Source organism: Pseudidiomarina sp. WS423 (assembly GCF_050750165.1).
GTDB classification, from domain to species: domain Bacteria; phylum Pseudomonadota; class Gammaproteobacteria; order Enterobacterales; family Alteromonadaceae; genus Pseudidiomarina; species Pseudidiomarina fusca.
In genome coordinates, this window is sequence record NZ_JBOJLN010000001.1 from 44,560 (window position 1) to 60,229 (window position 15,670).

Consider the following 15,670-nt stretch of genomic DNA (forward strand, 5'->3'; position numbering starts at 1 on the left):
ATGAGCGCCCCGTTTAATTTTTCTGCGGGGCCGGCAATGTTGCCGGCAGAAGTAATGCAACAAGCGCGCGATGAGTTTTTAAACTGGAATGATTTAGGCATTTCGGTGATGGAAATAAGTCACCGCGACCCAGCGTTTATCTGCTTGGCGGAACAGGCTGAGCAAGATTTACGCGATTTGATGGCTATTCCAGACCAGTATAAAGTGCTGTTTATGCATGGTGGTGGACGCGGTCAATTCAGTGCTGTCCCACAAAATATTGCGGCTACTGATGCGACCGTGGATTATCTAAACTGCGGGATTTGGTCTGACTTTGCGATTCGTGAAGCGCAAAAGTACGTACGCCATGTCAATGTTGTCGGCGCGGCTGTGCAAACCGATCAAGGTAAAGCAATAAGTCATCCAGACTCATGGCAGTTATCTGAACATGCAGCGTACTTTCATTATTGCCCGAATGAGACAGTGGACGGTATTGCGGTGCATGAGATACCGCAAGTGAATGCTCCCATTGTGGCTGATATGTCGTCGAATGTTCTCTCTGAGCCGCTGGACGTGAGTAAGTTTGGCGTTATCTATGCCGGTGCACAAAAGAATATAGGTCCTTCTGGTTTCGCGATTAGTATTGTGCGTGAAGATTTGTTAGGTCACGCGCAAACCAATACCTCCACCATTATGGATTATACCGTGCAGGCCAAAGAAGGCTCGATGTACAACACTCCTAACACCTTTGCATGGTATTTATCAGCCTTGGTGTTCCAATGGTTAAAACGCCAAGGTGGGGTGGCGGCGATAGGTGAATTGAACCGAGCTAAAGCGGCTAAGCTTTACCACTACATTGATCAATCAGACTTTTATTCAAATCCGGTGCATCCAGATTATCGTTCACGCATGAATATTCCGTTTTTGCTGGCTGATAACTCGCTTGATAGTGCCTTTTTAGAACAGGCTGCAGCGGCTGGTTTAGTTGGTCTAAAAGGGCATAGGTTTGTGGGTGGTATGCGCGCCAGTATTTATAATGCGATGCCAATGGCCGGCGTGGATGCGTTGGTGGAATTTATGGCTGAGTTTGAACGTAAGGTGTGATGTCGCGCAAGCAAGAGCGCTGTTAGCTATTGGATATTAGCTATTGGTGCGGGCAACCTTTACTGACAACGAACAACGAACAACGAATAACGAATAACGAAGAATCAATAACGAACAACCAGGAAACTCATGACAAACTTTGATGCAAAATCTCTCGCTAATGTTGGCGTACGTAACTTAAGCCCATACCAGGCAGGTAAACCCATTGAAGAGCTTGAGCGCGAACTAGGGCTAACAGATATCGTGAAACTCGCTTCGAACGAAAACCCACTGGGCTTAAGCAAGCAGGTTACCGCAGCTTTGCAAGATACCTTAGCCGGATTAGCTCGCTATCCTGACGCCAACGGTTTTTATCTAAAGAGCAAACTGGCCGAGAAACTGGGTGTAAATATTAATCAAATCACCTTGGGTAACGGCTCCAACGATGTCTTAGAACTGTTGGCGCGTACCTTTGTTAACGAACATCATGAAGTGCTGTTTTCGCAGCATGCGTTTGTGGTGTATCCATTGGTAACTCAAGCTATTGGTGCCAAGGGTATTGCGGTACCAGCGAAAAACTATGGTCACGATTTGGATGCTATGGCCGCAGCTATTACCGATAAAACACGAATGATTTTTATCGCTAATCCAAATAACCCAACCGGTACTTTCTTAACCACGGCTGATCTGGAAAGTTTCTTAGCTAAAGTTCCTGCGCAGGTGTTGGTGGTGTTAGACGAAGCTTACTACGAATACGTGCCTGCAGCTGAACGAGCGCCTTCGGTTGAATGGGTTCAGCGCTATCCTAATTTGATTGTAAGCCGTACTTTTTCTAAAGCTTATGGCTTAGCCGGCTTACGTGCGGGTTATGCGGTGACTCATGCGGATATCGCAGATTTAATGAATCGGGTGCGTCAGCCATTTAACATGAACAGCTTGAGCCTAAAGGCTGCTGAAGTTGTCTTAGATGATGCTGATTATTTAGCCCAATCTATTGCTGTCAACCAGGCGGGAATGGCACAACTGATTGAATTTTGTGAACAATTTAACTTTGTTTACATTCCATCCTACGGAAACTTTTTGACCATTGAAGTTGGAGCTGATGCGGCCGATATTTATCAGCAGTTACTGCATAAAGGCGTGATTGTGCGGCCGGTAGCTGGATACGAATTACCGAACCACTTACGCGTAAGTATTGGCCTTGAACACGAAAACCAAGTGTTTATTGATGCACTAAAAAGCATGCTACTGTAATAAGTTGGTGGGGTTATTGGTGCTATGAGCGGTAGGATAGCGTTACGTGGATTAAGCTCTTGTACGGGCGAGGTTACTTTGCCCGGTTCAAAAAGTATCGCGAATCGTGCCTTACTAATGGCGGCCTTGTGTAGTAACTCAGATTCGAATTCTGGTTCTCATTCTGGGGCTGCCCCGGCAGTAACTCAGGTAACGAATTTACTGCGCAGCGACGACACTGAACGCATGCTCGAAGCTTTGACTGCGTTAGGCGTGCGGATCGAGCTAAACGCCAACGACCCCAGCCAGGTTACCGTGCATGGTTGCGGTGGTGATTGGCCTTATTGGCAAGCTAACCCGACGGCAACCCTTGAGTTGTTCCTAGGTAATGCAGGTACTGCGGTACGGCCGTTGACCGCAGTCTTGGCTGCCACCTTACCCGCAACTGCCGCTGTGGTGGTAGCCGGCGATGCACGCATGCATGAACGTCCGCTCGCGGCGTTGACCGATACCTTGCAAGCCGGCCATGCTTCAATCAAGTTTCTACAACAGCCAGGCTATCCGCCGTTACGACTCGGTGCTGGTTTGTGTGGGGGCTCGCTGCAAGTAGACGGGAGTGCCTCAAGCCAATACATTTCGGCGCTACTGATGGCGCTGCCGTTGTTGGCGGATGACACCCTGTTAGAGCTGACCGGCGAGGTGGTATCTTGGCCCTACATTGAATTAACTCTGGCTATGTTACGACGTTTTGGTATCACCATTGCCCAAGTGAGTGCCCATGAGTTTTTCATTGCCGGCGGACAACGCTATCAAAGCCCTCAGCAGTATTGGGTAGAAGGGGATGCCAGTGCGGCCTCGTACTGGTTAGCGGCGGCGGCGATTAGCGGTGGTCCGTTAACGGTTAAAGGGGTGGGTGCAGATAGCATTCAAGGCGATATAGCCTTTGCCGATTACCTTGCGCAAATGGGCGCTGAGGTTGATATCCAGCCGCAACAAATCAGGGTGAGCCGCCAGTTATCCGAGCCGTTACAGGCTTTAGATGCTGATTTAAATGCCATCCCTGATGCCGCCATGACTTTTGCCACTTTGGCGTTGTTTGCCGAGGGCACCACAAACATCCGCAATATCGCCAATTGGCGAATTAAAGAAACCGATCGCCTGCACGCTATGGCGACCGAGCTTCGCAAAGTGGGGGCACAGGTGGTTGAGCATGCTGATGGCATTGAAATCACCGCGCCGGCCCAATTGCAGCATGCTGAGATTGCCACCTACGATGACCATCGGATGGCGATGTGCTTTTCGTTGTTAGGTTTCAGTGCCAGTGGCGTGACTATTCTTGACCCTGATTGCTGTCGCAAAACCTACCCGCGTTATTTCGAAGATTTTTGTGCGGTAACGCAAACGTCGAGTAAGGTTCATCGTAAGTTCACCGAATAAAGGTGCAATTTTCTGCCAATTCCGTATAATTGCGGCGCTTTTATTGGGTAGGGGATAGCATGACCAAACAGATTCCGGTAATCACCATCGATGGACCAAGCGGTGCCGGCAAAGGTACGGTAAGCCGTATTCTCGCTGATAAGTTAGGTTGGCATTTACTTGACAGTGGCGCCATCTATCGCGTTTTAGCTCTCGCTGCGTTGCATCATGGGTTCGCCGCCGATGATGAAGCAAGCTTAGTGGCTCTAGCAGGTGCGCTAGACGTTAAGTTTGACGTAGAAGAAGACCCAGACTTAACCCATATCATCTTAGAAGGTGAAGACGTTACCATGACCATTCGTAATGAAGAGGTCGGTAATATGGCTTCCAAAATTGCTGCGTTGCCACGGGTACGTGAAGCTTTATTGCGCCGTCAACGGGCGTTTAAAGAGCTGCCAGGCCTCGTTGCTGATGGTCGAGATATGGGAACTGTGGTGTTTACCGACGCTGCCGCAAAGGTGTTTTTAACAGCCAGCCCAGAAGAACGTGCACAACGGCGTTACCAACAATTGCTAGATAAAGGTTTTACTGCTAAAATCGACCAATTAATCACCGAAATTCGCGAGCGTGATGCACGCGACACCAATCGCTCGGTTGCACCTTTACGTGCCGCTGAAGGATCGTTGCAGATAGATTCAACGGATCTGAGCATTGACGAGGTGGTGGACAACATTCTTGAGTTTGCATACAGCAAGCTCTCGCATTCTGAGTAGGTCAGCATGTAGCTGGCTAACTTAGCGGTCTGTAGCAAGGATAAGCGAACAGATTATTTTTAATAACCCCGCCGAACAGGATGTCTGGTGGACGTACTTAACTGAAGTAAGCTAACTCATATGTCAGAAAATTTTGCACAGCTGTTTGAAGAAAGCCTCAAAGAGGTCGAAACTCGCCCAGGTTCTATCGTAAAAGGCACCATCGTAGCTATCAACCGTGACGTTGTTTTGGTAGACGCCGGTCTGAAATCTGAAAGTGCTATTCCGGTTGAGCAATTCCGCAACGCAGAAGGCGTTGTAGAAGTTCAAGTTGGCGATCAAATTGACGTAGCACTAGATGCGGTTGAAGATGGTTTCGGTGAAACTATCCTGTCACGCGAAAAAGCAAAACGTTATGAAGCTTGGTTACAGCTGGAAAAAGCTTATGAAGACCAAGAAACTGTTACCGGTTTCATCAGCGGTAAAGTTAAAGGTGGCTTCACTGTAGATTTAGGTGGCGTTCGTGCATTCTTACCAGGTTCATTGGTAGATGTTCGCCCAGTTCGTGAAACGACGCACCTAGAAAACAAAGATTTAGAGTTCAAAGTTATCAAGCTAGACCAGAAGCGCAACAACGTTGTTGTTTCTCGTCGTGCTGTTATTGAAACTGAGAACAGTGCAGAGCGTGATGAGCTGCTAGAGAACTTGCAAGAAGGTCAAGAAGTTAAAGGTATCGTTAAGAACCTGACTGACTACGGCGCGTTCGTTGATCTAGGCGGCGTTGACGGCTTGTTGCACATTACCGATATGGCTTGGAAGCGCGTTAAGCACCCAAGCGAAGTGGTTAACGTAGGCGACGAAATCAATGTGAAAGTATTGAAATTCGATCGTGAGCGTACTCGCGTATCATTAGGTCTGAAGCAATTAGGCGCAGATCCATGGGCGGATATCGCTGCTCGTTACCCAGAAGGTCATCGTTTGACTGGTCGTGTAACCAACTTAACTGATTACGGCTGCTTCGTTGAAATCGAAGAAGGCGTAGAAGGTTTGGTACACGTTTCTGAAATGGATTGGACCAACAAAAACGTTCACCCATCTAAAGTTGTTAACTTGGATGACGTGGTTGAAGTTATGGTTCTTGAAATTGACGAAGAACGTCGTCGTATTTCACTTGGCCTGAAACAGTGTAAAGCTAACCCTTGGGAAGAGTTCGCGAAGAACTTCAACAAAGGTGACAAAGTGTCAGGTAAGATCAAGTCAATCACTGACTTCGGTATCTTCATCGGTTTAGATGGCGGCATCGACGGTTTGGTTCACTTGTCTGACATCAGCTGGAACGCTACTGGCGAAGAAGCTGTACGCGAATTCAAGAAAGGTGAAGAAGTTACCGCTGTGGTGTTACAAGTTGACGCAGAGCGCGAGCGCATCTCTCTTGGTATCAAGCAATTAGAAGAAGATCCGTTCAACAATTATCTGGCAGCTAACAAAAAAGGTGCTATTGTTACTGGTAAGGTCATCGAAGTTGATGCCAAAGGTGCAAAAGTTGAACTGGCTGACAGCGTTGAAGGTTACGTTCGTGCCGCTGATATCTCACGTGATCGCGTTGAAGACGCTACCACTGAGTTGAAAGTTGGTGACGAAATCGAAGCTCGTTTCATGGGCGTTGATCGTAAGAACCGTACTTTGAGCTTGTCTATTCGTGCTAAAGACGAAGTTGAAGAGAAAGAAGCTATTGAGTCAGTGAACAAGCAGCAAGACGAAGCTGACTTCTCTAACGCAATGGCTGAAGCCTTCAAAGCGGCGAAAAACGACTAATAAGTCAGGTTTACTGAAAACCCGAGCGCATTGACGCACACATAGAGGAGCTTAAGATGACAAAATCGGAACTGATTAACCAGTTAACGGCGTTGTACCCAGAGCATTCTTCGTGTCAGATTGAAGATGCGGTGAAAGAAATTATCGAGCAGATGGCGCAGCAAATGGCGTCAGGCGGACGGATTGAGATTCGTGGCTTTGGTAGTTTCTCATTGCATTATCGAGCGCCGCGGGTTGGACGTAATCCTAAAACCGGTGAATCGGTTGAACTTGAGGGCAAATATGTCCCTCATTTTAAACCGGGTAAAGAACTGCGTGAGCGGGTCGACAACATCGGTTGATTTTTAACGTCGAGTTAAACAAAACGGCATGCTACTATAAAGCATGCCGTTTTTTTATGAAGACGAGACCTGTAACTATGATCCGATTCTTGTTTGTTAGCTTACCCTTATTGATTCTATTTTTAATTGCCATCGCTTTTGGTGCTATGAATAATACGCCAGTCACCGTTGATTTTCTGGCTGTACAACAACAAGTTTCGTTAGCCCTGGTTGCAGCACTATTTTTGGCTCTTGGCTTTATCATTGGTGTGATAGCCATGTTAGCTCGGCAATTTCTGTTAGGCCGAGAAATAAAGAAATTACGTAAACAGCTGGTGAAAACGAGCACCCCTTAATGCTTGAACTGTTATTCTTATTGTTACCTGTTGCTGCTGCCTATGGCTGGTTCATGGGGCGTAACAGTGTGCGTAATGAAGACCGCAAAGAACAAGAACAATTCTCCAAGCAATATGTCACCGGCTTAAATTTATTACTTTCTGATCAACCGGATAAAGCAGTCGATCTGTTTATTGAACTGCTTGATGTAGATTCAGACACCTTAGAAACCCACTGGGCGCTGGGTAAACTATTTCGCCGTCGTGGTGAAATAGATCGCGCGATTAAAATTCATCAGAACCTCACCTCCAGACCCTCGATAACCGAACAGCAACGGCGCATGGCCATGTTTGAGTTAGGTCTAGATTATCTGGCTGCGGGTATTTACGATCGGGCCGAAGACATGTTACTGGCCCTGCAAACCGACAAACAGTTTCATGAAGCCTGCCAACGCCATTTATTAGAACTTTATGAATCGACCCATGAGTGGGATAAAGCGATTCGTGTCGCCTTGAAAATCACTCGCTTTGACAGCTCTGCTGAGGTATTGGTAGGACAACTTTATTGCGAATTGGCAGAGCAACAAACGCAACCGGAAGCGGGCGAAAAGTATTATTTAAAAGCACGCCAGCACGATCCTGAATGTGTCCGTGCAGCGCTCGCGCTAGGGCGGATGTGGTATGCCCAGGGGCAGCTAGTCAAAGCGCGTAATATGTTGGTGGGCATCTTGCATGAAGATAGCGATTTCGTCAGCGAAGCCTTACCACTTATCAAGGCATGTTTTGATGATTTACACGATGAAACAGGCTTGGTGCAGTTTTTACATGAATGCGTGAAGGTGGCACATTCAACCTCAGCTGCCGTGTTATTGTCGGAGCTTATTGCCCGTGAGAATAGTATTGAGGCAGCCGAGCAATTTATTCAGTCTACCTTGATTCAAAATCCGACCATGCGCGGGTTTCATAAATTAATGGATTTTCATATTCGTGCGGCTGATGTTGGTAAAGCTCGCGATAGTCTGCGCATGCTGCAGAAGTTGGTGCAACAGCAGATGCAACAGCGGCCGAAGTATCGCTGTCGCCACTGTGGCTTTTCGGGCAGTACCCTTTATTGGCATTGCCCTAGCTGTCGGAGTTGGGGCGAAATAAAACCCATAATTGGTTTAGATGGAGAATAAATGAAACAGTCAGAAATCTTTGTAGCCTTAGATTATGCCACGCCTGCACAAGCTTGGCCGTTGATTAAGTTACTTTCACCTAGTGCGTGCGGTTTAAAGGTTGGCAAAGAACTCTTTACTGCGGCAGGCCCTGAATTTGTGAAAGAGTTGGTTGCACTGGGCTTTAAAGTATTTCTTGATCTGAAATTTCATGATATTCCAAACACCGTAGGTAAAGCGGTACGAGCTGCTGCCGACCTTGGGGTTTGGATGGTTAACGTGCATGCAAGCGGCGGTAGTCGGATGATGCAAGCGGCGCGGGAGGCTCTGGCAGACTTACCCCAGCCACCTTTCTTAATCGCGGTCACGGTGTTAACCAGTATGACAGCCGAAGATTTAGCCGAGCAAGGCATTAACGTAAGCCCGCAAGAGCAGGTGTTACGGTTAGCCAAATTAACCCAGCAAGCGGGCTTAGATGGGGTGGTTTGTTCGGCCCAAGAAGCCGAGCTGATTGCCGAACACTGTGGCCCGAACTTTATGCGAGTCACGCCAGGTATTCGTCCGGCTGGTAGTGCTGCAGATGATCAACGCCGTACTATGACGCCAGCAGCGGCTAATCAATTGGGGATTGAAGTGTTAGTCATCGGTCGACCTATTACTCAAGCGTCTGACCCCGCCGCAGCCTTAACTGCAATTAAGCAATCGCTCACGGCCTAATACGAGCTATTTAATGGCTTAAACGCCAGCCCCTTCGTACACTCTTCAGGTCTGCATGGTGCAGTCATCAAACTGACTTGGAGAGTGCCTTATGTTACGGAAAACCTTGATTTTCGCCTCGATGTTATCGCCGCTGGTGTTGTTACAGCCGGCTGTAGCCCAACCTTTATTATTTGCTCCTGCTGCAGTGGCGATGCAAGAAGCAGCAAGTACCCCTACGGTTAATATCAATACTGCCAGCGCCGAACAGTTAGCCATGGCACTCACCGGCGTCGGCTTAAAGCGAGCTGAAGCTATCATCAAGTTACGCGAGCAGTTAGGCACTTTTAGTGATGCTAACCAACTGATGCAGGTGAAGGGAATCGGCCCACGTATGCTTGAACTCAACAAAGATCGGATTGTCCTGTAAGGGTGTTAACGCAGCTGTTATACGACGGATCTGATTAAGTTATAGGGCCCACGGATTGGGCCCTTTATTTTATTTGTCCTGGTTTGATTCTGCCATGGTAGCCAAAGCTTTAAGGCTGCGGCAGTGCAGATGCCAAGCAAGTAAACCACCCACTAAACCACAGGCATGAAGAATACCTATCGCTTGCGGATCGCCGATACTCAACAGAATTTTACTTTGCAGCAAACCATAATACTCGAGTAGCACTTTAAGCCCTAACAGCCCAAGAACTATGGGGTTCAGCCAGTCAGACCACTGATATTCTTGTTGCCGCCAGTCTAGTAATACACCAAGTAGCAATAACCCGTGTAATATCGCTGAAAAGCCAACAAAACGGCTCGGGTAGCCAATCAACCAAACCAGAGCGGCAATGACAACAGCAATAATCAGAAGTGCATTGAACCAGCTACGTAGAGTAAAGTTGCCAGCAAAAAATAGGGTGAGCAGAAGCAGTCCAATCGCATTGTAGATGGCGTGCTGAGCATCAAGGTGCAGGATATGGGCGGTAAGCAGGCGCCAAGGCTCTTGCCACACCAAAGGTTGAGTAAAATCAAAGGTCTCAAGCAACGAGCCTTGTTGTTGCTGATAAAAATGCAGCCATACCATAATCACAGCAAGCAACAAGCTACTGATGGTAATTTGTCCTCGTTCAGATAAGACTAAGGCAGATAATGTTGTTTTGGGCGGTGATTTTGACACGTTGTCATCCTTACATGGCGGCCTATGAATGACGAGGATAAGCCGCAATGGCGTTGTTATCAATGGCACAAGATCTTATGATAGCAGCGATAGTATGAAAAGACTGAATGACTAGGTAAATCCGCATCTTGCGAGTAATAGCACGAATAAGGTGATAATTATGCAGAAGTATTGGGCGTTACTAGCGCTAGCATTAGTTGGTTGTGGTAGCCAAACTACCCCTACGGAACGGGTTGCAGCTGATCCTGAAGCAGCTACTGGCTTTATTGCGAAAAGCGGGCAAGCAGCCCAGCAATATATGGTGGCAGCAGCTACCCCGGCGGCGGCAGAGGCTGGGCGGAAGGTGTTAGCGGCAGGTGGAAGTGCAATTGATGCCGCAGTGGCGGTACAAGCCATGCTGACTTTAACTGAGCCACAGTCTTCAGGTATTGGTGGCGGTGGTTTTTTACTTTATTGGGATGCCAGCGAACAACAACTTTACACCGTTGATGCGCGTGAAACTGCACCCGCAGCTGCCACGCCTGAGTTGTTCCTCGACGCCCAAGGGCAGCCACCGGCTAGCTTTTTAGACGCTGTGGTAGGTGGGCGTTCGGTAGGGACCCCGGGTATTTTGCGTGGTTTAGAGCGAGCTCATCAGCAATGGGGCAAGTTACCATGGCAGCAGCTATTCACCGATACCATTACTACCGCCGAGCAGGGTTTTACTGTCTCGGCGCGGCTTCAAGGCTTACTTGATTTGGAATTTCATCCTGGCTTAAAAACTTTAAGCCCAGCCAAAGACTATTTTTATCCAAACGGTCAAGCCCTCAAGCAAGGGCAAGTATTAAAAAACCCTGAGCTAGCTGCCAGCTTAAGAATGATTGCCGAACAGGGTGCAGATGCTTTTTATCAAGGGCCGTTGGCGACACAAATAGCGCAAGCGGTGCAACAAGCAGAACGTAGCCCAGGCACCTTAAGTGTCGAAGATTTAGCAAGTTATCAAGCAGTTATTCGTGAACCTGTTTGTAGTAACTATCGTGTCTATGAGGTGTGTGGCATGGCACCGCCAAGTTCTGGTGGGATTACCGTGCTGCAAATATTAAGTATGTTAGAGAGTAAAAATTTAGCCGAGTTAGTGCCTAACAGTGAACAGGCTGTCCATTATTTTACCCAAGCATCGAAGTTAGCTTTCGCCGATCGTAATCGTTACATTGCTGATAGCGATTTTGTGGATGTTCCTGTCACCGCCATGCTTGATAAGGGCTATTTAACCGAGCGCGCGCAATTGATTGGCGAGCGTGATTTAGGTAAGGCCACGCCCGGTGAACTAACGACTCTGGTTTATGCAGATGATCAATCGCCGGAGCTCCCTAATACCTCCCACATCTCTATTGTTGATGCTGAAGGTAATGCGGTGTCTTTAACCACCAGTATTGAAACAGGATTTGGTTCAGGGGTGATGGTAGGAGGCTTCTTGCTAAATAACCAACTGACGGACTTTTCAATCGTACCTGAAGTGAACGGCAATCCGGTCGCTAACCGGGTTGAGCCGGGTAAGCGCCCGCGTAGCTCGATGTCACCGATGATGGTGTTTGATGAGCAAGGAGAGTTACTGCATGTGGTGGGTTCACCTGGCGGTGCTCGGATTATTAACTATGTTGCACAAACCTTGGTAGGCTTGCTTGATTGGAATTTAGATATGCAAGCAGCGATGGATTTGCCGCACGTGACTAACTTAAATGGTGAGACTGCACTAGAGCGGGGAACCACGATTGAAGCTCTAGCAGAGGGCCTCAAAGCCCGAGGCCATCAGGTACGGGTGCAAGACCTTAACAGCGGTTTGCATGGTATCAGCCGCTTAGAAGATGGTAGCTTGTACGGTTGTGCAGATCCTCGTCGTGAGGGTATTGCGACCGGTCAGTAGTTGCTCTTAAAAAGGAAGGCCGCTGGTGACTTTATGCTACCAACGGCCTTTTTTATGTTTCGCCTAAACTTGTTTCGGCCGGTTATTTGCAAACGGCGGCCAGCCCATGGTGATCCCCGCTAACAAGTGCAAGTGAATGTGGTACACCGATTGGCCACCATCTTCATTGCAGTTCATCACGACCCGATAGCCGTCTTTAGCAAAATCATACTGAGCGGCAATTTTTGCTGCCACCCAATACAAATGCCCAACAATTTCACGATCTTCTTCCGTAATATCATTGATGGTGGCTATGTGTTGTTTCGGGATAATCAACAGATGAACGGGCGCTTGCGGATTAATATCTTTGAACGCCAAACTCAGATCATCTTCGTAGACTATCTCAGCTGGAATTTCGCGGCTGATAATTTTGTCAAAAATAGTACTCATGCTTACCTCGTCTATGCTGCTATTGCGCTGCTTATGCTAGTAACTCTAGCTAAGTTAACCGCGCAGAACAAATCCTTTTAAATACAACGACTCTGGAAAGTTAGTGCGAACTGGGTGATCCGCGCCCTGAAATAACCGCTCAATGATGTGTAACGGACGCTTGGCATCTAGGGCTGCATCGGCGACTACTTTTTGAAACAAATCTACAGGCAATAGGCCAGAACATGAAAACGTGATCAGGGTACCACCGGGCTTGAGGATCATAGTTGCGAGGCGATTGATATCTTTATAACCCCGACAAGCACTATTGAGGTTCGCCTTATTATCGACAAACTTGGGTGGGTCGAGCACGATCACATCAAACCGCTCACCGCTTTGATGAAACTTGCGTAAGGCTTCAAACACATCAAGTTGCAGGTTTTGTAGCTGTTCGGGGGGCAATTGGTTGCGCTCATGATTGGCAGCCGCTTGCGCCAAGGCCGGAGCTGACACATCTAAGTTAACCACCTCGGTTGCACCAGCTGCTGCTGCGTATAAGCCAAAACCACCAGTATAACTAAAAGCGTTCAAGACACGTTTGCCGGGTGCATACTTTTGCATCGCTAACCGACTATCACGCTGATCTAGGTAATAACCGGTTTTGTGTCCAGCTTGAATATCCACGCCCAGTTGCAAGCCGTTCTCTTCAATCCATAAGGTGGTTGGAGGCGCCTCGCCGGATTGGCTGTAGAGTACTTGAGTGACTGTTGGTAAGCCTTCTTTTTGCCGCACATCCACATCGGAGCGCTCATAAATAGAGCACTCAGGAAACAATGCTCGCAAAGCGTTTACAATAGCATCACGCCAGAGTTCAGCTCCGGCACTGAGTAACTGGCAGACCAGCCAATTATCGTATTTATCGATGGTGATACCGGGCAGTTGGTCGGCCTCGGCGGCAACCAGCCGATAGGCATTACTGCGCAGATCGAGCCCATCGCGTAGCGCTTTTGCCGCAGCAATGCGTTGCAGAAAAAACTCGGCATCAATGCTGTCACCTTGATTAAAGCTCCACACCCGCGCTCTAATTTGCGATTTGGGAGACCAAGCGGCATAGCCGAGCCAGTCTCCATTGTGTGCATGGATAGAGACAGTAGCACCGCTTTCAGGTTGGCCTTTAACGCGTGCAATGGCTCCGCTAAATATCCACGGATGTAAGCGCTTTAGAGATTTTTCTTTGCCTTCGTAAAGGTGTACGGTAGCGACCATTATTTAACCCGCATCCCTGGTTTTGCACCAGCGTGTGGATTAAGAATAAACAGTTCTTCGCCACCAGGGCCGGCGGCTAGAACCATGCCTTCTGATAAGCCAAACCGCATTTTGCGTGGTGCCAAGTTAGCGACCATCACGGTATGTTGGCCAATCAGTTGCTCTGGGGCATAAGCCGATTTAATGCCGGCAAAAACTTGGCGTGTTTCACCGCCTAAATCTAGGGTTAACTTGAGTAGCTTATCAGCGCCTTCAACGTGCTCGGCGTTAGCAATAAGCGCGATCCGTAAATCAACTTTAGCAAAGTCGTCATAGTTAATTTCGGCGCTGATAGGATCACGTTCGAGTTCACCGTTGCTGGTGGCTGCTGCAACTGGGGTTGCGCTGGCTTTAGAATCTTCAATCATGGCTTCTACTTTTTCCATGTCAATACGTTGTAACAGGGCCTTGAACGGGCTAATGGTGTGATCTGTTAATAATTGTTGGTGACTATCCCAACTAAATTCATCGTTCAAGAACTCTTGCACGCGGGTCGCCAAGGCTGGCACCACAGGGGTTAAATAAATCATCAATAAGCGGAACAAGTTAATGCCGATAGAACAAATTTCATGCACTTGAGCCTGTTTGCTTGGGTCTTTGATAAGCTGCCAAGGCTCTTGCTCAGCAATGTAGAAGTTTGCTTTATCAGCCAGTGCCATAATGTCGCGCATCGCTTTCGAAAACTCGCGTTTTTCGTATGCTTGGGCGATGCCAGCGGCTGCCGCTTGGAACTCATCTAATAGGCTGGTATCACTAATGCTAGCTGCTAATTTGCCGTCAAATTTCTTACTAATAAAGCCAGCACAACGACTCGCAATGTTGACTACCTTGCCAACTAAATCTGCATTAACGCGCTGAGCGAAGTCGGTCAGATTCAAATCCAAATCGTCAATACGGTTGGTCAGTTTGGCAGCGAAATAGTAGCGCAGGTAATCCGGATCTAGATGGTCCAGATAGGTACGAGCCATCACAAAAGTACCTTTCGATTTTGACATCTTAGTACCGTTCACTGTGATAAAGCCGTGCGCCCACACGTTGGTTGGTTGCCGGAAACTTGCACCCTTGAGCATGGCTGGCCAAAACAGGCTATGAAAGTAGATGATGTCTTTACCGATAAAATGATAGAGCTCTGCCTGGCTATCGAGTTGCCAGTAATCGTCAAAATTAGCTTTGCCGGTGGTTTGGCAATAGTGCTTAAAACTACCCATATAGCCAATTGGAGCATCAAGCCAGACGTAGAAATACTTGCCAGGCGCATCTGGGATTTCAAAGCCGAAGTAGGGGGCATCACGGCTGATGTCCCACATTTGTAGGCCTGACTCAAACCATTCGTTTAATTTGTTTGCCATTTCGTCTTGCAACGAACCTGAACGAGTCCATTCTTTTAGCATCTGCTCAAAGGCTGGCAAATCAAAGAAGTAATGTTCTGATTGACGCAGCTCAGGGGTGGCACCAGAAACCGCGGATTTGGGGTTTTTAAGTTCAGTTGGTGCATAGGTCGCGCCGCACACATCGCAATTATCGCCGTACTGATCTTCTGCACCACATTTAGGGCAGGTGCCTTTGACGAAGCGATCGGGCAAAAACATCTCTTGCTGTGGATCGTACAACTGCTCAATGGTCTTGGTTTTAATATGCCCAGCATCACGTAAGCGGGTATAGATAAGTTCCGCTAGTTCACGATTCTCGTCACTATGGGTCGAGTGATAATGATCAAAGGCCACATGAAAGTCCGCAAAGTCAGCTTGGTGGGCTTGATTCATATCGGCAATCATTTGCTCTGGCGCAATACCTAATTGCTGCGCTTTAAGCATAATCGGCGTACCGTGCGCATCATCGGCACAGACATAGTGGCATTCGTGTCCACGTAACTTCTGAAAACGAACCCAAATGTCGGCTTGAATGTAGCCAAGCATATGCCCAATGTGAATCGGCCCATTAGCGTAAGGAAGGGCATTGGTAACCAGAATTTTGCGAGTTGCTGTCGGCATGGATATTTCCGTTAATTCCGTGATATTTAAAGGCCTAAAGTGTAACTTAATCACGGCTGGCAATCCAGCCGAACTAGCCGTATCATGACTGCCCACAACCAAGCTGGGA

15 protein-coding genes are annotated in these 15,670 nt (G+C 48.0%); 11 read left to right on the forward strand and 4 right to left on the reverse strand.

All coding sequences use genetic code 11. From position 1 onward, the window contains the following. The 10 genes from serC to ACQ661_RS00250 all read left to right on the forward strand — a co-directional run bounded on the left by serC (position 1) and on the right by ACQ661_RS00250 (position 9,216). Positions 1–1,083, forward strand: coding sequence for a 3-phosphoserine/phosphohydroxythreonine transaminase (gene serC, locus ACQ661_RS00205; protein WP_431667284.1), 1,083 nt, complete (start codon positions 1–3; stop codon positions 1,081–1,083). 129 nt (positions 1,084–1,212) lie between these two features. Further along, positions 1,213–2,316: a histidinol-phosphate transaminase gene (gene hisC, locus ACQ661_RS00210; RefSeq protein ID WP_431667285.1), complete on the forward strand. Its 1,104-nt coding sequence runs from the start codon at positions 1,213–1,215 to the stop codon at positions 2,314–2,316. A gap of 24 nt (positions 2,317–2,340) precedes the next feature. After that, entirely contained in the window at positions 2,341–3,732 is a 1,392-nt protein-coding gene (aroA, locus tag ACQ661_RS00215; protein WP_431667286.1) for a 3-phosphoshikimate 1-carboxyvinyltransferase, read from the forward strand. A gap of 59 nt (positions 3,733–3,791) precedes the next feature. Continuing rightward, complete coding sequence (gene cmk / locus ACQ661_RS00220; RefSeq protein WP_110074998.1) at positions 3,792–4,484, forward strand: (d)CMP kinase; 693 nt, start codon at positions 3,792–3,794, stop codon at positions 4,482–4,484. 120 nt (positions 4,485–4,604) lie between these two features. Continuing rightward, positions 4,605–6,278, forward strand: coding sequence for a 30S ribosomal protein S1 (gene rpsA / locus ACQ661_RS00225; RefSeq protein ID WP_110074999.1), 1,674 nt, complete (start codon positions 4,605–4,607; stop codon positions 6,276–6,278). Positions 6,279–6,334: 56 nt separating this feature from the next. Next, positions 6,335–6,619 (forward strand): integration host factor subunit beta, encoded by a 285-nt coding sequence (gene ihfB / locus ACQ661_RS00230; protein ID WP_431667287.1) that lies wholly within the window; start codon positions 6,335–6,337, stop codon positions 6,617–6,619. A gap of 56 nt (positions 6,620–6,675) precedes the next feature. Beyond that, on the forward strand, positions 6,676–6,954 hold the full coding sequence (locus ACQ661_RS00235; protein WP_110075001.1) for a lipopolysaccharide assembly protein LapA domain-containing protein: 279 nt from the start codon (positions 6,676–6,678) through the stop codon (positions 6,952–6,954). Next, positions 6,954–8,111, forward strand: a complete 1,158-nt coding sequence (lapB, locus tag ACQ661_RS00240; RefSeq protein ID WP_431667288.1) for a lipopolysaccharide assembly protein LapB — start codon at positions 6,954–6,956, stop codon at positions 8,109–8,111. The genes ACQ661_RS00235 and lapB overlap by 1 nt, the downstream gene beginning before the upstream one ends. Then, positions 8,112–8,807, forward strand: coding sequence for an orotidine-5'-phosphate decarboxylase (gene pyrF, locus ACQ661_RS00245; protein ID WP_153825533.1), 696 nt, complete (start codon positions 8,112–8,114; stop codon positions 8,805–8,807). Between the two features lie 91 nt (positions 8,808–8,898). Next, positions 8,899–9,216, forward strand: coding sequence for a ComEA family DNA-binding protein (locus ACQ661_RS00250; protein ID WP_110075004.1), 318 nt, complete (start codon positions 8,899–8,901; stop codon positions 9,214–9,216). 69 nt (positions 9,217–9,285) lie between these two features. On the opposite strand, the gene ACQ661_RS00255 is transcribed toward ACQ661_RS00250, so the two are convergent. Beyond that, complete coding sequence (locus tag ACQ661_RS00255; RefSeq protein WP_431667289.1) at positions 9,286–9,954, reverse strand: rhomboid family intramembrane serine protease; 669 nt, start codon at positions 9,952–9,954, stop codon at positions 9,286–9,288. Between the two features lie 160 nt (positions 9,955–10,114). Here ACQ661_RS00255 and ggt point away from each other — a divergent pair, with 160 nt between their 5' ends. Beyond that, positions 10,115–11,857, forward strand: a complete 1,743-nt coding sequence (gene ggt, locus ACQ661_RS00260) for a gamma-glutamyltransferase (RefSeq protein ID WP_431667290.1) — start codon at positions 10,115–10,117, stop codon at positions 11,855–11,857. Positions 11,858–11,920: 63 nt separating this feature from the next. Here ggt and ACQ661_RS00265 read toward each other — a convergent pair whose 3' ends face one another. From ACQ661_RS00265 to metG, 3 genes are read right to left on the reverse strand one after another with little or no spacing between them, the layout of a single operon-like run. Continuing rightward, on the reverse strand, positions 11,921–12,286 hold the full coding sequence (locus ACQ661_RS00265; RefSeq protein ID WP_431667291.1) for a histidine triad nucleotide-binding protein: 366 nt from the start codon (positions 12,284–12,286) through the stop codon (positions 11,921–11,923). A gap of 54 nt (positions 12,287–12,340) precedes the next feature. Beyond that, positions 12,341–13,531, reverse strand: coding sequence for a class I SAM-dependent rRNA methyltransferase (locus ACQ661_RS00270; protein WP_431667292.1), 1,191 nt, complete (start codon positions 13,529–13,531; stop codon positions 12,341–12,343). After that, the gene (metG, locus tag ACQ661_RS00275) at positions 13,531–15,561 is read right to left on the reverse strand and encodes a methionine--tRNA ligase (RefSeq protein WP_313932344.1); all 2,031 of its coding nucleotides are present in this window, start codon (positions 15,559–15,561) and stop codon (positions 13,531–13,533) included. Before metG ends, ACQ661_RS00270 begins: the two co-directional genes overlap by 1 nt. Between the last annotated feature and the right edge of the window lie 109 nt (positions 15,562–15,670).